At 72.9% G+C, this 16,143-nt stretch carries 18 protein-coding genes and 1 pseudogene; 7 read left to right on the top strand and 12 right to left on the bottom strand.

All coding sequences use genetic code 11. The annotated features are described in order from the left end of the window. Positions 1–15: 15 nt before the first annotated feature. Entirely contained in the window at positions 16–693 is a 678-nt protein-coding gene (afsQ1, locus tag BBH68_RS09185) for a two-component system response regulator AfsQ1 (RefSeq protein WP_174588994.1), read from the bottom strand. A gap of 202 nt (positions 694–895) precedes the next feature. On the opposite strand from afsQ1, the gene BBH68_RS39060 reads away from it, so the two are divergent. Continuing rightward, on the top strand, positions 896–1,723 hold the full coding sequence (locus BBH68_RS39060; protein WP_076972200.1) for a SigE family RNA polymerase sigma factor: 828 nt from the start codon (positions 896–898) through the stop codon (positions 1,721–1,723). 202 nt (positions 1,724–1,925) lie between these two features. After that, on the top strand, positions 1,926–2,339 hold the full coding sequence (locus BBH68_RS09175; protein WP_065960521.1) for a hypothetical protein: 414 nt from the start codon (positions 1,926–1,928) through the stop codon (positions 2,337–2,339). Positions 2,340–2,351: 12 nt separating this feature from the next. Here the strand turns inward: BBH68_RS09175 and BBH68_RS09170 are convergent, their stop codons facing one another. After that, positions 2,352–3,068, bottom strand: a complete 717-nt coding sequence (locus BBH68_RS09170) for an ATP-binding protein (protein WP_065960520.1) — start codon at positions 3,066–3,068, stop codon at positions 2,352–2,354. A gap of 81 nt (positions 3,069–3,149) precedes the next feature. Here BBH68_RS09170 and BBH68_RS09165 point away from each other — a divergent pair, with 81 nt between their 5' ends. Next, the gene (locus tag BBH68_RS09165) at positions 3,150–3,590 is read left to right on the top strand and encodes a YybH family protein (protein WP_065960519.1); all 441 of its coding nucleotides are present in this window, start codon (positions 3,150–3,152) and stop codon (positions 3,588–3,590) included. An 80-nt stretch (positions 3,591–3,670) separates the two neighbouring features. On the opposite strand, the gene BBH68_RS09160 is transcribed toward BBH68_RS09165, so the two are convergent. The 3 genes from BBH68_RS09160 to deoC are packed head-to-tail and all read right to left on the bottom strand — an operon-like array spanning position 3,671 to position 7,017. Next, complete coding sequence (locus BBH68_RS09160) at positions 3,671–4,543, bottom strand: aldehyde dehydrogenase family protein (RefSeq protein WP_065960518.1); 873 nt, start codon at positions 4,541–4,543, stop codon at positions 3,671–3,673. Continuing rightward, a complete protein-coding gene (locus BBH68_RS09155) occupies positions 4,536–5,999 on the bottom strand; it encodes an aldehyde dehydrogenase family protein (RefSeq protein WP_065960516.1) in 1,464 nt (487 codons plus the stop codon). The genes BBH68_RS09160 and BBH68_RS09155 overlap by 8 nt, the downstream gene beginning before the upstream one ends. 7 nt (positions 6,000–6,006) lie before the next feature. Next, on the bottom strand, positions 6,007–7,017 hold the full coding sequence (gene deoC, locus BBH68_RS09150; RefSeq protein WP_170066549.1) for a deoxyribose-phosphate aldolase: 1,011 nt from the start codon (positions 7,015–7,017) through the stop codon (positions 6,007–6,009). A 103-nt stretch (positions 7,018–7,120) separates the two neighbouring features. On the opposite strand from deoC, the gene BBH68_RS09145 reads away from it, so the two are divergent. Both BBH68_RS09145 and lspA read left to right on the top strand, forming a co-directional pair. Then, positions 7,121–7,825 carry a PH domain-containing protein gene (locus tag BBH68_RS09145; RefSeq protein ID WP_065960513.1) on the top strand — a complete coding sequence of 235 codons (705 nt, stop codon included), beginning with the start codon at positions 7,121–7,123 and terminating at the stop codon, positions 7,823–7,825. A 62-nt stretch (positions 7,826–7,887) separates the two neighbouring features. Continuing rightward, entirely contained in the window at positions 7,888–8,463 is a 576-nt protein-coding gene (lspA, locus tag BBH68_RS09140) for a signal peptidase II (RefSeq protein ID WP_065960512.1), read from the top strand. Positions 8,464–8,636: 173 nt separating this feature from the next. Here the strand turns inward: lspA and BBH68_RS09135 are convergent, their stop codons facing one another. Beyond that, on the bottom strand, positions 8,637–8,888 hold the full coding sequence (locus BBH68_RS09135; RefSeq protein WP_065960511.1) for a hypothetical protein: 252 nt from the start codon (positions 8,886–8,888) through the stop codon (positions 8,637–8,639). Then, positions 8,885–9,079, bottom strand: a complete 195-nt coding sequence (locus BBH68_RS09130) for a hypothetical protein (RefSeq protein WP_065960508.1) — start codon at positions 9,077–9,079, stop codon at positions 8,885–8,887. The genes BBH68_RS09135 and BBH68_RS09130 overlap by 4 nt, the downstream gene beginning before the upstream one ends. A 15-nt stretch (positions 9,080–9,094) precedes the next feature. Between BBH68_RS09130 and BBH68_RS39055 the strand changes: the two are divergent. Then, positions 9,095–9,304 (top strand): annotated as a pseudogene (locus tag BBH68_RS39055) (DUF397 domain-containing protein); the annotation flags it as partial. Positions 9,305–9,391: 87 nt separating this feature from the next. On the opposite strand, the gene BBH68_RS09125 reads toward BBH68_RS39055, so the two are convergent. Both BBH68_RS09125 and BBH68_RS09120 read right to left on the bottom strand, forming a co-directional pair. Beyond that, positions 9,392–10,480: a hypothetical protein gene (locus tag BBH68_RS09125; RefSeq protein ID WP_065960507.1), complete on the bottom strand. Its 1,089-nt coding sequence runs from the start codon at positions 10,478–10,480 to the stop codon at positions 9,392–9,394. A 209-nt stretch (positions 10,481–10,689) separates the two neighbouring features. Then, entirely contained in the window at positions 10,690–11,229 is a 540-nt protein-coding gene (locus BBH68_RS09120) for a TetR/AcrR family transcriptional regulator (protein WP_065960506.1), read from the bottom strand. 86 nt (positions 11,230–11,315) lie between these two features. On the opposite strand from BBH68_RS09120, the gene BBH68_RS09115 reads away from it, so the two are divergent. Continuing rightward, complete coding sequence (locus BBH68_RS09115; RefSeq protein ID WP_079150885.1) at positions 11,316–12,623, top strand: MFS transporter; 1,308 nt, start codon at positions 11,316–11,318, stop codon at positions 12,621–12,623. Between the two features lie 65 nt (positions 12,624–12,688). Here the strand turns inward: BBH68_RS09115 and BBH68_RS09110 are convergent, their stop codons facing one another. The 3 genes from BBH68_RS09110 to BBH68_RS09100 all read right to left on the bottom strand — a co-directional run bounded on the left by BBH68_RS09110 (position 12,689) and on the right by BBH68_RS09100 (position 16,078). Next, entirely contained in the window at positions 12,689–14,440 is a 1,752-nt protein-coding gene (locus BBH68_RS09110) for a phospho-sugar mutase (protein ID WP_065960505.1), read from the bottom strand. Between the two features lie 260 nt (positions 14,441–14,700). Further along, complete coding sequence (locus BBH68_RS09105; RefSeq protein ID WP_425428793.1) at positions 14,701–15,522, bottom strand: purine-nucleoside phosphorylase; 822 nt, start codon at positions 15,520–15,522, stop codon at positions 14,701–14,703. A 118-nt stretch (positions 15,523–15,640) separates the two neighbouring features. Continuing rightward, on the bottom strand, positions 15,641–16,078 hold the full coding sequence (locus BBH68_RS09100) for a gamma-glutamylcyclotransferase family protein (protein ID WP_065960503.1): 438 nt from the start codon (positions 16,076–16,078) through the stop codon (positions 15,641–15,643). Positions 16,079–16,143 lie beyond the last annotated feature (65 nt).

Below are 16,143 nucleotides of genomic sequence, written 5' to 3'. Positions count from 1 at the left end.
CGGCTACCGCCGGGTTCACTGCGGCGCGTCCAGCCGGTATCCGACCCCGCGCACCGTACGGATCAGGGTCGGGGACGACGGCACGTCCTCCACCTTCGCGCGCAGTCGCTGTACGCACGCGTCCACCAGCCGGGAGTCACCGAGGTAGTCGTGCTCCCACACCAGACGCAGCAGCTGCTGCCGCGACAGCGCCTGCCCCGGCCTGCGGCTCAGCTCCAGCAGCAGCCGCAGCTCAGTGGGGGTGAGCTGCAGATCCTCGCCGTTCTTGGTCACGGTCATGGCCGCCCGGTCGATGACCAGGGACCCGAAGGACGCCGAGTCATTGGCCTCCCGCTCACCGCGGCGCAGCACCGCGCGGATACGGGCGTCCAGCACCCGCCCCTGCACGGGCTTGACCACATAGTCGTCCGCGCCCGACTCCAGCCCGACCACGACGTCGATGTCATCGCTCCGCGCGGTCAGCAGGATGATCGGCAGCTGGTCGGTGCGCCGGATACGGCGGCACACCTCGAAGCCGTCGATGCCGGGCAGCATCACATCCAGCACGATCAGATCCGGCCGCTGCTCGCGCAGCAGTTTCAGGCCGTCCTCGCCGCTCGCCGCCGTCGCCACGCGGTGGCCCTGGCGGGACAGCGAGAGTTCGAGGGCCGTGCGGATGGCGTCGTCGTCCTCGATCAGCAGAAGGAAAGGCACGTTGGTCATTCTGGCCTACAAGGGGCCTGTAGTTCGACCGTCAGGCCGTCAGGAGGTTCACTCACCCCCCGCCCCTGTGACGAGCCTGTGACAGTCGGCGGACAGGGCCATGAAACTGGCCCGGCAGTCTTTTGGGCACCGGGAGGAACGACGGCCCGGGAAGCCAGCGAACCGAGCAGGCTCCACCGACGGGGGGCGCGAGATGAACACACTGCACTTCACGAATGCCAGCGCAGTCATTCGCACGCGCCTCCACGACGCCGGCCGGAGCAACGAGAAGTCCGGTGCCGTGAGCGGGCGGGGGTGCGCTCGCGGCGCCGGGCGTCAGCGGCCTCCTTACATGGTGGCCATTGACGCGTACACGGGGGTCACCGGCGGGGCCAAGGGCCCCGGGGGCTCCGCGGACCAGGGGGGACACGGGGGTCACGGGGGCCGCGGAGAAAACGGGGGAAACGGGGGGAACGGGGGAAGCTCGTACAGGGAGGCATCGGGGGAGCGGTGCGAGGCGTCGGAGGCGGAGTTCACCGCCTACGTGCAAGAGCGCCGCGCCTCCCTGTACGCCACCGCCTACCACCTGACCGGCGACCGGTTCGAGGCCGAGGACCTGCTCCAGAGCGCGCTGTTCTCGACCTACCGGGCCTGGAACCGGATCAGTGACAAGGCGGCGGTCGGCGGCTACCTGCGCCGCACGATGACCAACCTGCACATCAGCGCCTGGCGCCGGCGCAAGCTCAACGAGTACCCGACGGAGGAGCTGCCGGAGACGGCCGGCGACCACGACGCGATGCGCGGCACCGAGCTGCGCGCCGTGCTGTGGCAGGCCCTCGCGCGCCTGCCCGAGCTGCAGCGCACCATGCTGGTGCTGCGCTACTACGAGGGCCGGACGGACCCGGAGATCGCGGACATACTCAACATCAGCGTCGGAACGGTCAAGAGCAGCATCTGGCGCTCACTGCGCCGGCTGCGCGAGGACGAGGCCCTCAGCTTCGGCCGGGACGAGGAGGAGTCCTTCGGCGAGCTCGTCGCCTGAGGGATCACAGACGCCGGCGTTCGGGGGAGCGTCGGTCGTACGGGGGAAACACGGGGGAAGAACGGGGGAACACGGGGGAAGCGAGCGGGTCCGGATGGCCGGGGGGTCTGTCCGGGCCCGCTTCGCGCTGCCCGCCGGGGGCGAAGTACTCTGTCGCGTCGCGGCTGAAGCGCGGCCGTCACAGAGCAAGGAGCCGGCGTCGATGGGGTCCGACCGCAGAAGATCGTGGGTGGCCTCCGCCGCACTCGTGCCGGCCCTGGTCGCGGCGTGCGGCGCACCGGTGGATCCCTATGAGGGAGCCGTCACCAAAGGCCAGCTGGTCGGCCACTGGAAGGGCGACTGCGGGGGGACGATCGAGGTGGCGGAAGACGGCACCTTCCGCTTCGACGAGTTCGCGTACGAGCTCATCGACGGCAAGGACTTCCGGCGGTTGTCCGGAGGCGGCCGGTGGGCCCTGTCCGAGGACCTCGACGGCCGGGAGGAACTGGAACTCGTACACAAGAGGACCCATTACCCGGTGGAGTTCATCCGTGACGGGGACGGCCTGGGGCTGAGGTACATCATCAATGTCGATCACGAGAAGGACTGCGTCTTTTCGAAGAAGCCGACACGGTGACGGGGACCCGGCTCACGGGGCGCCGGTCGAGGCGCTCCGCGGCGCCGACTCCGCGGGCCTCGCGCTGAACCGGCCGGCCCACGCGGCGGCCGCGATCCGGCCCAGCGCCTCGTCCCTCCCGCACGGGTACGCCCCGAGCGCCGTCTGCCGCGCCACGATCCCGCGCTCCGCGCGCATCAGCCGCCAGCCCCGCCGCAGCAGATACGGCGCGGACTTGCGCCCCTCCCGCAGATCCCGCAGCAGCCGGCGGCGGAAGGTGGTGGAGGGGCGGCCGCGCAGGCAGAGGGCGTCGGCGAGGACGCCGAGCGCGCCGCAGCGCTCGATGATGTCGGCGGCGAAGATCCCCTCGGCGACGAACAGCGGGGTGCCGCCGATGTCCAGCGGCTCGGCGCCGACGCGGGCGCTGGTGGCGATGTCGTACAGCGGCACCGTCGCCCGTGACGTACGGCACAGCGCCTCGATCGCCGCGACCGCCGCGTCCGCGTCCCAGGACAGCGGCGAGTCCCAGTCGGCCCCCGCCCCGCCCGGGAGCTGGGGCAGCGAGGGGTCGTCGCCCTCCTTGTAGAAGTCGTCGAGGTTGAGCACGGGCAGGCCGGTGCGGGCCGCCAGGGACGACTTTCCGGAGCCGGAGGGGCCGGACAGCAGGACGACGCGGGCGGCTATGGGAGGAATGATGCTCACGGGACACCAGTTTGAGGCATGACGGGCCCGGGGGAACCGCTGTGACATCCCGCCCTCACATTCCGGGCCGCTGTGTTGTCGTACCGGTGAGAGGCCGAAACGCCACACGGAACGGAAGGGACGGGCGCCATGACCGCGCAACACGAGGTGGACGAAGCCGCGATCCGGCAGCGGATCGACAACATCGTCGAGCGGATCCGGGCCAAGGACCTCGAGGGCCTGAGAAAGCTCTACGCGGAGGACGTCGTGTCCTTCGACGTCGAACCGCCGCTGCAACACGTGGGGATCGAGGCGAAGCTGAAGAACTGGGCGAGGGCGTTCACGTTCTTCCGCGAGGTGCGCTACGAGGTGCGCGACCTGGCCGTCACCGTGGGCGGAGACGTGGCGTTCGGGCACTGCTTCGGCCGGCTCGGCGGCACGCTGGAGAACGGGACGGCGACAAGCGGCATGTGGGTCCGGGCCACCTTCTGCTTCCGGAAGACCGACGGCGATTGGCTGATCGCGCACGACCAGGCCTCGGTGCCGTTCGACATCGCGAGCGGCAGGGGAGTGGCCGACCTCGAGCCCTGACGCGTCGCGGACGTCCGGGACCGGGTCCTCCGATGCCCCCTGCGGCGCCGCTCGACGAGCGGCGCCGCAGGGCGGAACGGTCACACACCCATCGGGTGCCAGACCGTCTTCGTCTCCAGGAAGGCCAGCAGCCGGCCCGTGCCCGGGTCGGCGGACCAGTCCACAGGCTGTGGACGGACCACGCGCTTGAGGTTGTCCGCGGCCGCCTCCTCCAGCGTGCGGGCCAGCTCCGGGTCCGCGCCCGCCAGGTCGATCGCGTTGACGTCCTGGTGGGCGGCGAGCGGGGCGGCGATCTCGGCGGTGCGGCCGGAGAGGATGTTGACCACGCCGCCCGGCAGGTCGGAGGTGGCCAGGACCTCGCCGAGGGACAGGGCCGGGAGCGGGGCGCGCTCGCTCGCCACGACCACGGTCGTGTTGCCGGTGACGATCGCCGGGGCGATCACGGAGACCAGGCCGAGGAAGGACGACTCCTGGGGTGCCAGGACGGCCACCACGCCGGTCGGCTCGGGCGTGGAGAGGTTGAAGTACGGGCCCGCGACCGGGTTGGCCGCCCCGGCGATCTGGGCGACCTTGTCGGACCAGCCCGCGTACCACACCCAGCGGTCCACCGCGGCGTCCACGACGGCGGCGGCCTTGGACTTGCCGAGCCCCTCCGCGTCGGCGACCTCCCGCGCGAACTGCTCGCGGCGGCCCTCCAGCATCTCCGCGACGCGGTAGAGGATCTGGCCGCGGTTGTAGGCCGTGGCCCCCGACCAGCCGCCGAACGCCTTGCGGGCGGCGACGACCGCGTCGCGCGCGTCCTTGCGGGAGGAGAGCGGCGCGTTGGCGAGCCAGCTGCCCTTATGGTCGGTCACCTCGTACACCCGCCCGCTCTCGGACCGGGGGAACTTGCCCCCGACGAACAGCTTGTAGGTCTTGAGCACGCTCAGGCGCTCAGTGCGGTCGTCAGACATCGAGGTACGCCTCCAGGCCGTGGCGGCCGCCCTCGCGGCCGTATCCGGACTCCTTGTAGCCGCCGAACGGAGAGGCCGGGTCGAACTTGTTGAAGGTGTTGGACCACACCACACCCGCGCGGAGCCTGCTCGCCATCCACAGGATGCGCGAGCCCTTCTCGGTCCAGATGCCGGCGGACAGCCCGTACGGGGTGTTGTTCGCCTTGGCGACCGCCTCCTGTGGGGTGCGGAAGGTGAGGACGGACAGCACCGGCCCGAAGATCTCCTCGCGCGCGATGCGGTGGGCCTGGGTGACGCCGGTGAACAGCGTGGGCGCGAACCAGTAGCCGGAGGACGGCAGCGCGCACTCCGGGGCCCAGCGCTCGGCGCCCTCCGCCTCGCCCGCGTCGGCGAGGGTACGGATCCGGGCCAGCTGCTCGGCCGAGTTGATCGCGCCGATGTCGGTGTTCTTGTCCAGCGGGTCGCCGACCCTGAGGGTGCGCATCCGGCGCTTGAGCGCGTCCAGCAGCTCGTCCTGGATCGACTCCTGGACGAGGAGGCGGGAGCCCGCGCAGCAGACGTGGCCCTGGTTGAAGAAGATGCCGCTCACGATGCCCTCGACGGCCTGGTCGATGGGGGCGTCGTCGAAGACGATGTTGGCCGCCTTGCCGCCCAGCTCCAGGGTGACCTTCTTCTCCGTACCGGCGACCGTGCGGGCGATCGCCTTGCCGACCTCGGTGGAGCCGGTGAAGGCGACCTTGTCGATGCCGGGGTGGGCCACCAGCTCGGCGCCCGTCGAGCCGTCGCCGGTGACGATGTTGACGACGCCCCTGGGGAGCCCGGCCTGACGGCAGACGTCCGCGAAGAACAGGGCGGACAGGGGGGTCGTCTCGGCGGGTTTGAGGACGACCGTGTTGCCCGCGGCGAGGGCGGGGGCGATCTTCCACGCGAGCATCAGGAGCGGGAAGTTCCACGGGATGACCTGGCCCGCGACGCCCAGCGGGCGGGGGTCCCTGCCGTAGCCGGCGTAGTCGAGCTTGTCGGCCCAGCCCGCGTAGTAGAAGAAGTGCGCGGCGACCAGGGGCAGGTCCACGTCGCGTGACTCGCGGATCGGCTTGCCGTTGTCCAGCGACTCCAGGACCGCCAGCTCGCGCGAGCGCTCCTGGACGATGCGGGCGATGCGGAAGAGGTACTTGGCGCGCTCGGCGCCGGGCAGCGCGGACCACTTCCCGAAGGCCTTGCGGGCCGCCCTGACCGCGCGGTCCACGTCCTCGGCGCCCGCGTGGGCGACCTCGGACAGCGACTCCTCGGTGGCGGGGGAGACGGTCTTGAAGACCTTGCCGTCGGCGGCCTCGGCGAACTCGCCGTCGATGAAGAGCCCGTAGGAGGGGGCGATCTCGACGACGGAGCGGGACTCGGGCGCGGGCGCGTACTCGAAGGGGTTCGCGGGATTCGTGGGGTTCGTGGGGTTCGTCATGGCAGCCTCAGTCCACCGTCACGTAGTCGGGACCGGAGTACCGTCCGGTGCTCAGCTTCTGGCGCTGCATCAGCAGGTCGTTGAGGAGGCTGGAGGCGCCGAAGCGGAACCAGTCGGGGGTCAGCCAGTCCGCGCCCAGTGTCTCGTTGACCAGCACCAGGTACTTGATGGCGTCCTTGGAGGTGCGGATGCCGCCCGCGGGCTTCACCCCGACCTGGACCCCGGTCGTGTCACGGAAGTCGCGGACCGCCTCCAGCATGAGGAGGGTGACGGGGGGCGTCGCGTTGACCGCGACCTTGCCGGTGGAGGTCTTGATGAAGTCGGCGCCCGCGAGCATCGCGAGCCACGAGGCGCGGCGCACGTTGTCGTAGGTCTCCAGCTCGCCGGTCTCGAAGATGACCTTGAGGTGGGCGGCCGTGCCGCTGCCGTCCGTACGCCGGCACGCCTCCTTGACCTGCCGGATCTCCTCGAAGACCTGGAGGTAGCGGCCGGACAGGAAGGCGCCGCGGTCGATCACCATGTCAATCTCGTCGGCCCCGGCGGCCACGGCCTCCCGGGTGTCGGCGAGCTTGACGGCGAGCGCCGCCCGGCCGGAGGGGAAGGCCGTCGCGACCGAGGCCACATGGACCTCGGACCCGCCCGCCTCCGCCAGCGCCCGCTTGGCGGTGGCGACCATGTCGGAGTAGACGCAGATCGCCGCGACCTTGGGGACGGAGCGGTCGGTCGGATCGGGGCTGACCCCCTTGGCGCACAGCGCCCGGACCTTGCCCGGGGTGTCCGCGCCCTCCAGGGTCGTCAGGTCGATCATGGAGATGGCCAGGTCGATGGCGTACGCCTTCGCCGTGGTCTTGATCGAGCGGGTGCCGAGGGCGGCGGCACGGGCCTGGAGGCCGACCGCGTCGACGCCCGGCAGGCCGTGCAGGAAGCGGCGCAGCGCGCCGTCGGTGGCGGTCACGTCCGCCATCGACGCGAGCCGCTCGGCCGCTTCCGCGCCGTATGCGGGAACTGTGGTGGGCATGGTCACCAGGGGAGCATATCTACGCGCGTAGCCAAATGTCACCCCCGAGGGCGGTCGGTCCCGGAGCGCCGGGCCGCCGCGCCGGTGCGGCAGAATCGGCCCCATGACGAGCCCGGACGACTCCTCGCACGACTCCTCCGCCCCGCGCGAGCCCGACCAGGGGACCGCCGGTCAGCGCGGTCAGGGGACCGCCGACCAGGGGACCGAGTACGCGGACCGCGTCTACCGCTCGGTGGGCGGCATCGCGGGCGGCGTGCTGCTGCTCGCGATCGGCGCCTGGCTGGGGATCGACGCGGTGATCAAGGGCGAGGGGCGGACGCCCTGGGTGGCGCTCGCCGGGCTGCTGCTCGCGGTGCCGCTGGTGATCGCCTTCACCGTACGGCCCGCGGTGTACGCCGGCGCGGACCGGCTGCGGGTGCGCAATCCCTTCCGCACGATCACCCTGCCCTGGGCCTCGGTGGAGGCCGTCCGCGCGGGCTACTCCAGCGAGGTGCTCGCGGGCGGCGCGAAGTACCAGCTCTGGGCCATCCCGGTGTCGCTGCGCCAGCGCAAGCGGGCCACCCGCCGCCAGGCGCGCGCGGCGACCGAGGACCCCTTCCGCCGCACCTCCGTCCAGGTCGCCGCCGACGCCGACGACGAGCGGCGCGCCCAGGCCGACCGGACCATCGGCGAACTCCGCTCGCTCGCGGAGACGAACGCCACGCGCGAGGGCGCGCAGGGCGCCCCCGAGGTGCGCTGGGCGTTCGAGGTCATCGCGCCGGCGGTGGCGGGGGCGGTGCTGCTCGCGGTGGTGCTGGCGATCGCCTGAGCGGTCGCGGTTTTCCCGGCGGCCGTAGGCTGGCGTGACACCGGGACGGCGAGGAGACCAGCGTGACGACAAGCGAGGCACCCAACACCGGCACACCCGCCAAACGACGGTGCCTTTGGCTGCTGTGGGCGGTCGCCGGTATCGCGTACGTCATCGACCAGGGAAGCAAGCTGGCGGTGGTCGCGGGTCTGGAGGGCCACGCCCCCGTCCCGGTCCTCGGCACCTGGCTGGAGCTGCGCGTGCAGCGCAACCCCGGCGCGGCCTTCGGCCTCGGCGAGGCGACGACCATCGTGTTCACCCTGATAGCGGCGGCGGTCGCCGTCGCCATCGTCCGGGTGTCCCGCCGGTTGGCCAGCACACCGTGGGCGATCTCGCTGGGACTGCTGCTGGGCGGCGCGCTGGGCAACCTCACGGACCGCCTCTTCCGTTCCCCCGGGGACCTGCGGGGCGCGGTGGTCGACTTCATCGCGGTCCGGGACTTCAGCGTGATGAACCTCGCCGACTGGGCGATCTCTTGCGGCAGTGTCCTGATGCTCCTGCTGTCCTTCCGCGGGCACGAGCTGGGCCCCGCGAGCAGCTCATCCGATGACGCGGGCGACGGCGGTACGCCTCGGCAGGAAGGGCTCGGTGTCTCCTAGGTGACACCTTCGCCCGGCGTCGTCGCGATCACCCCTGCCCCTCGTCACCGCTGCGGCAGACGCAGGCCGGTCGTCGCGTGGGCCCGCCCGGGACGCTTCCCACAGACAGTCCCGGACGGGCGGCTGAGCGCCACCCGCTCGTGGTTTCCCGTGGAGCGGACGGCTGTCTTCGTTCAGTACCGCTGTCGGCCGCCCGGGTAGTGGACCGCCTGACGGCATTCCGGGGCACCGGCGGGCGGGGGCTGGCCGCCGAGCGCGTAGCAGAGGGCCGCGTGCAGTTGTTCCGCCTCGGCGGGGGTCAGTTCCAGGTCGGCGATGGCGCGAGGCTGCCTGCCGCTGCTGATCTGGAGCGGCAGCGCGAACCCGTCCTCGCCCGTGCGCCGCAGGCCCCGCCCTGGGACGGCCTTGATCCGCCAGCCGGTCATGACGAGTCCCTGGCCGGCTCGGCGGGGCCGTCCCCGTCGGGTGCGGGCAGGCGCCTGCCTCGGCTCTCCGCCACGCGCAGCACATCGCGCAGCGCCTCGCACAGGCGGTTCGCCAGGAACCGGAGTTCTCCGGTGTCCGCTTTGCGGTCACCGAGCAGCACGCGGGCGTGGCCGAGGAGTTGTGTCCCCATGGAGGCATTGACGCCATGAGCAGCACCCCGGACTTGTCCCGCGCGGAGTGGGTCAAGTCCAGCCACAGCAACGGCGACGGCGGCGCATGCGTCGAGTGGGCACCCGGATGCGCGTCCGCCGGTACCGTCCCCGTCCGCGACAGCAAGGATCCCCACGGCCCCGCGCTGGTCTTCCCGACGGGGGCCTGGTCGTCCTTCGTCTCGGCCGTCAAGGGCGGCGGGTTCCCCGCCGTCTCACGTGCCCGGCGGCACCGAAGAGCGCGGCCCCCGCCACCCGGCGGGGGCCGTTCTGCTGTGGTCGGGCTCCTTGACCTAGGAGCGCGTGGCGGTCGCGCAGTCGTTGTCCGGGGACGTCGTGCCGTCGTTCGCGTCGACCGGCTTGCTGCGGTCATACGGATCGATGAGGTGGTCCTCGTCGGTGGGCTGCTCGTCGGCCGTGCCGAAGGGTGGCACGAAGTAGCCGGTCGGGCCGGAGCAGCCGCCGTTGGTCATGTCGAGCGCGTACGAGACGAGGGACATCGTGCCCGGCTCGGTGATGACCTTGGCCGGGTCGTCCCAGCTCATCACCACCTTGCGCCGCACGATCGTACGGAGGACCTCGGCGTCCCGCCCGCTGTCGGCCGCCGGGGTGACCGGGTACACGAAGGTGACGTCCGCCGTCACCTCGACCGCCCCCCGCTTCCCCTCCCGGTATGTGAGCCGGCCGCGCGTCTTGACCACGTCACCGACCAGCCGGGTCTGCTCCGTCCGGAAGCGGCTGAACAACAGCAGCGGGTCGGTGTCGGGGTCGGGCTTCTTCGACGACAGGGCGGTGCGGAGATAGTCCTGGACGTCCTGCTGGTGCGGGTTCAGCAGCGCGATCGCCTTCGTGGGGCGCTCGCCGCGCAGCACGTCGGAGTCGAGCCCCGCCGCCACCAGGAAGTCCCGGCTCTGCTTCAGGGCCCGCTCGACCTGGGCGGCGTCCATCCAGCCGGTCGCCTTGGCCGGTGGCACGGTGATCCCCGCCGCGCCGTCGGCCCAGCGGGCGGCGGGCGAGCCCCGGAAGGGTTCGGCGAGGGTGGGGCGCAGGTCGGGCTCGGCGTCCGGCGCCTTCCGCGGGGCTTCCGACTCGGCGGCCAGCGGGGCCCCGTCCTGTCCGCCGTCGTCGCCGCCGAACCAGCCGACGATCTGCTGGGGGAAGAGCGCCACGAGGAGGGCCACGAGCGCCACCAGCCCGGTGACGTACCAGACCTTCCTGCGCCGGGGCCGGGCCGGGGAGTACGTACGCCAGCCCTCCGGCTGCCCGGGATGCTCCCGGAGCCGTCGCGCCACCTCGCGGGCGCGTGCCGACGGCTCCACGGGGGCGCCGGTCGTGTCCCTCACCGTTTCGCGGAGGAACCGCTCCCACTCCTCATCGGACACCGACGACTCGTCCTGCCCCCAGTCCCGCCCACACCACACTCCCGTTCTCGTTCGATGGCCTGATGGCCGATGGCCGATGGCCCGATGTGGCTCGATCACGAGTGCGATCGAGAGCCGCCCGCATAATCGCATGAGCCACCCACAGCCCGGCCCGGGCGCTGGGTGACCTGTCGGGCCGCCGTGCTGTTCGCCGACCGCCGCCATGGGCGTCAGGCCATCAGCCGCTCGGCCATCCGTCGCGCCCGGCGGGCGGGTTCGCCGCTCCGCTCGCGCATGGAGGTGACGATCGCCCCGTCCATGAGCAGCGCGAACTCGTCCGCCAGCTCGTCGGCCCGGGGGTGGCCGGCCCGGGTGAGCAGACCGTGCACGTAGGCGGTGACGCCGCGCTTGTGGGCGGCGGCGAGCCGGTGGACCTCGCTGCCGGGGTCGCCGGTCTCGGCCATGGCGTTGATGAACGCGCAGCCGTGGAACCCTTCTTCCTCCGCGCCCTCGGCCAGCGCGTCGAAGACGGCGAGCGGGCCGCCGCCATGGGCCTCGACCCGCGCCTCGAGCCAGGCCCGCCAGTGCTCGTCGCGCCGCTGGAGGACGGCGGTCACCAGCTCGTCCTTGCCCGAGAAGTGCCGGTAGAGCGAGGCCCGGCCGACGCCGGAGACGGCCAACAGGCGCTCCAGGCCGACCGCGTGGATGCCTTCCGCGTAGAACAGGTCCTCGGCCGCCTGGAGCAGGCGATCGCGTGCGTTCGTTGCCATGCGTCCACGGTAATCACCCTTGACGCAAGACGGAACCGATCAGTACCGTCCCGCAGGATGGAACCGATCGGTACCGAGGAGGGTTCATGACGCGCACGTCCGCCCCGGAGAGCGGGGGCGACACGTCGGCCGGCACACCGGGAGAGGGCTCGGCCGGCATACCGGGAGAGGGCTCGGCCGGCACACCGGGAGAGGGCCCGGACACATCGCACCGGCGGAGCATCCTGGTGCTCGGGTTCGGCACCTTCGCGATCGGCACCGACGAGTTCGTCCTCGCCGGCGTGCTGCCCGAGTTCAGCGAGTCGCTGGGCGTCTCCACCACCACCGCGGGGCAGGTCGTCACCGTCTTCGCGCTGACCTGTGCCGTGATGTCGCCGGTCCTGGCCACCCTCACCGCCGGCTGGCCCCGCCACCGGGTGCTCAAGCTGTCCGTCCTGCTCTACCTGCTGGGCGTCATCGGCACGGGGCTCGCCCCGAGCTTCCCCGGGGTCCTGATCGCCCAGGTCGTCGCCGCCTCCGGCGCCGGCCTGTACATCCCGGCGGCCGGCGTCACCGCCTCCGCGCTGGTGGGCCCCGAGCGCCGCGGCCGGGCCATCGCCGCCGTCACCACCGGACTGACCGCCGCGACCGCGCTGGGCGCGCCGATCGGCACCGTCGTGGGCAGCGCGCTCGGATGGCGCGCGACGATGTGGTTCATCACCCTGCTCACCGTCCTGGGCCTGATCGGTGTCCTCGCCCTCGTCCCCCGGGTGTCGGTCCCGGCCCCGGGCGGGCTGCGCCGGCGCCTCGCGCCGCTGGGTGACCGGCGCGTGGTCGTCGTCCTGGCCACCACGCTGGTCGCCTTCACCGCCGCGTACGTCGTCTACACCTACATGGCCGAGGTGTTCGCCCCCGCCACCGGCGGCGACGGCACGCGGCTGGCCGTGCTCATGTTCGCCTTCGGCCTGACGGGCACGGCCGGCAACTTCTACGCGGGGACGCTGGCCGACCGGTTCGGCGCGCGCCTGGTGGTCGGGGGCGCCGTCGCGCTGCTCGCGGTCAGCCTCGCCGTCCTCCCGCTCGCGACCGGCTCGTTCGCCGCCGCCCTCGCCATCACGGTCGTCTACGCCATCGCGGCCTGGGGCATCACCGCGCCCCAGCAGTCCCGTCTCATCGCCCTGAACCCCGCCTCGGCCCCGCTGCTCATCTCGCTCAACGCGGCGTTCCTCTACCTCGCCATCGCCTTCTCCGGCGTCATCGGGGCGGTGGGCATCGGCACCCTCGGTGCCCGGCGGATCAGCCTGATCGGTGCCGTGGTGGCCGTGCTCGCCCTGGCCCTGTCCGAGCTGGGACACCGCCTGACCAGCGGCCGGCCCGGCCCGGCCCCCGAACCGGGAGGTGGAGCTTTGCGGTGAGTATCGGACGGCGACACACCGTGGCGTCGGCGTGTCGCCGTCCGATACTCACCGCAACTCGGGTGTCAGATCCCCGCCGCCGCCGCGAGGTCCGCCTTGACGGCCGCCAGGACCTGCTCCGCCGTCGCGCGCGCCGGCGCGAGCGCGTCCGCGCCCGGGACCTCGACCACCACTTCCAGGTAGCACTTCAGCTTGGGCTCGGTGCCGCTCGGGCGGACGATCACGCGGGCCGACCGGACGGCGGTCCCGGGGGCTGTGCCGGGGCGGCCGGAGAGGTGGTAGCGCAGGCCGTCCGTCGGGGGCAGCGCCTCCGTACCGCGCGTGAGGTCCTCGCCGGACGCGACGGCCAGGCCCGCCAGCTCGGTGGGCGGCTGCTCGCGCAGCCGCTTCATGGCCTGGCCGATCAGGGACAGGTCCTCGACGCGTACGGACAGCTGGTCGGTGGCGTGCAGCCCGTGCTCCAGCGCGATGTCGTCGAGCAGGTCGGCGAGGGTGCGGCCCTGCTCCTTGAGTTCGGCCGTCAGCTCGGCGACGAGCAGCGCGGCCGTGATGCCGTCCTTGTCGCGCACGCCCTCGGGATCGACGCAGTAGCCGAGCGCCTCCTCGTAGGCGTAGCGCAGGCCACCGGCCCGGGCGAGCCACTTGAAGCCGGTCAGGGTCTCGGCGTACGGGAGGCCGGCGGCGTCCGCGATGCGGGAGAGCAGGGACGACGAGACGATCGAGGTCGCGAAGGTGCCGCGGGCCGCCTTGTGGATCAGGTGGGTGGCGAGGAGTGCGCCGACCTCGTCGCCCCGGAGCATGCGCCACCGCGTGGCGGTGGGGGTGGACGGGGAGGACGGCGCGGCCTCGGGGGCCGGCACGGCCACGGCGCAGCGGTCCGCGTCGGGGTCGTTCGCGATGATGATGTCCGCGCCGCCGGGGCCGAGGCCGCGCGCGGTGGCGAACGCGAGGTCCATCGCGCCCGGCTCCTCGGGGTTGGGGAACGCGACGGTCGGGAAGGCCGGGTCCGGGTCGGCCTGCTCGGCGACCACCGTGGGGGCCGGGAAGCCCGCGCGGGCGAAGGCGGCCGTGACGGTCTCGCGGCCGACGCCGTGCAGCGGGGTGTAGACGACGCGCACGTCGCGCGGGGAGCCGGGGGTGAGGACGGCGTCCGTACGGGCCAGGTAGGCGTCCAGGACCTCGTCGCCGAGGGTCTCCCAGCCGGAGTCCGGGCGGGGCACGTCGTCGAGGCCGCCGATCGCGGCGATCTCGGCGGCGATGTCGTGGTCGGCGGGCGGCACGATCTGGGAGCCGTCGCCGAGGTAGACCTTGTAGCCGTTGTCGCGGGGCGGGTTGTGGCTGGCGGTGACCTCCACCCCGGCGACCGCGCCGAGGTGGCGGATGGCGAAGGCGAGCACGGGCGTGGGGAGCGGGCGCGGCAGCAGCGCGGCCCGCAGGCCCGCGCCGGTCATGACGGCGGCGGTGTCGCGGGCGAAGTCCGCGCTCTTGTAGCGGGCGTCGTAGCCGATGACGACGAGGCCGGGCTCGTCCCCGGCGCCCGCCTGCTTGGTCAGGTACGCGGCGAGGCCGGCGGCGGCGCGGACGACCACGGCGCGGTTCATCCGCATCGGGCCGGCGCCCAGCTCCCCGCGCAGGCCGGCGGTGCCGAACTGCAGGGTGCCGGAGAACCGGTCGGCCAGCCGGTCGAGCGCCTCCGGCTCGCCCGCGTCGGCCGCCTCCAGCAGCTCGGCCAGCTCTTGGCGGGTCTCGGGGTCGGGGTCCTCGGCCATCCAGGTGCTGGCTGCGGCGATGAGGTCGGACTCGGGGGTGGGCGCCATGGGCGGCCTCCTGGGGGGTGGCTGGGGACGGGCGGGTATCGGTTGCGGAGCGAGGCCGAGCCGCGCTGCCGCGCGCCCGCGCCCCGCCGCCTCGGCGTCGCCGGGAGGGCCACGCCGCCTCGGCGTCGCCGGGTGGCCGCCGAGAAGGGCTGCTCAGTGAGTACCCGGGCGAACGGCCGTGACGCCCGGCTCGGGCCCGGCGCAGGGGCATCTCCCGGCGGTGGCCGGGGGAGAGCCGAGCCCTGAATCGGCGGTCGGGGTCAGATGCGGTCGAGGACCTGCGCCAGGAGGCTGCCCATCCGCGCGGCCGAGTCGCGGCCCGCCTGGAGGACCTCCTCGTGGTTGAGGGGCTCGCCCGTCATGCCGGCGGCGAGGTTGGTGACCAGGGAGATGCCGAGGACCTCGGCCCCCGCCTCGCGGGCGGCGATCGCCTCCAGGGCGGTGGACATGCCCACGAGGTCGGCGCCGAGGACGCGGGTCATGTGGATCTCGGCGGGCGTCTCGTAGTGCGGGCCGGGGAACTGCGCGTAGACGCCCTCTTCCAGGGTGGGGTCGATCTGTCGGCACAGCTCGCGCAGCCGGGGCGAGTAGAGGTCCGTGAGGTCGACGAAGTTCGCGCCGACGATCGGGGAGGTGGCGGTGAGGTTGATGTGGTCGCTGATCAGCACCGGCTGGCCGGGGCGCATGCCCTCGCGGAGGCCGCCGCAGCCGTTGGTGAGGACTACGGTCTTGCAGCCGGCGGCGATGGCGGTCCGTACGCCGTGCGCGACGGCGGCGACACCGCGGCCCTCGTAGTAGTGCGTGCGGCCGAGGAAGACCAGCGCCCGCTTGTCGTTGATCTTGTACGAGCGGATCTTGCCCGCGTGGCCCTCGACGGCGGGCGGCGGGAAGGAGGGCAGCTCGGTGACCGGGAACTCGTGCTCCGGGGCGCCGAGGGCGTCGGTGGCGGGCACCCAGCCCGAGCCGAGGACCAGGGCGACGTCGTGGATCTCTTCGCCGGTGAGCTGGCGGAGGCGCGCGGCCGCGGCGTCGGCGGCGGCGTAGGGGTCCCCCTGACGGGTAACTGATGCGTTCACGCGGATGAGATTAGCCGCTGATTGCCTACGCGCGTAGACGTATCCGGGCGCAGCGTTCGATTCTTTGCCAAGGTGCGATCGAACTGCGCGGGCGATACGGCGGCGGGGCCGGGGCGGGCCGCGCTCAGCAGGGGCGCTTGCGCAGTTCCATGACGTAGTCGTGCGGGGCCCCGGCGGACTCGGCGGCGTCCGCGATCTCGCCGAGGTAGCGGGCGGAGGGGAGGCCGCCCTCGTAGCCGTTGAGCACGTACAGCCAGGCCGCCTCGTCGCCGTCCAGGGTGTGGACCCGGATCCGCATCCGGCGGTAGACGTCCAGGCCGACCCCCTCCCAGCGGTCCATGGACTCCTCGTCCATGGGGGCGATGTCGTACAGGGCGACGAAGACCTGGGAGCGCGGCGCCTCGACGATGGTGGCGAGGGCGCCCTCCCAGCCCATCTGCTCGCCCCCGAAGGTCAGGCGCCAGCCGTTGATCCACCCCGTGCCGCGCAGCGGGGAGTGCGGTGCGCGGCGGGACATCAGCCGCGCGTCGAGGTTGCCGGCGTACGCGGCGTAGAGCGACATGGCTCTGAGGGTACGGGAGTGAGGGGGGAAGGTTTCCGGGGCGCCGGGAACCCCCCGGAGGAGTG

The sequence above is a fragment of the Streptomyces sparsogenes genome (assembly GCF_001704635.1).
GTDB classification, from domain to species: Bacteria; Actinomycetota; Actinomycetes; order Streptomycetales; family Streptomycetaceae; genus Streptomyces; species Streptomyces sparsogenes.
The sequence above is the reverse complement of the archived record's forward strand: the minus strand, read 5'-3'. Positions and strand labels throughout refer to the sequence as shown.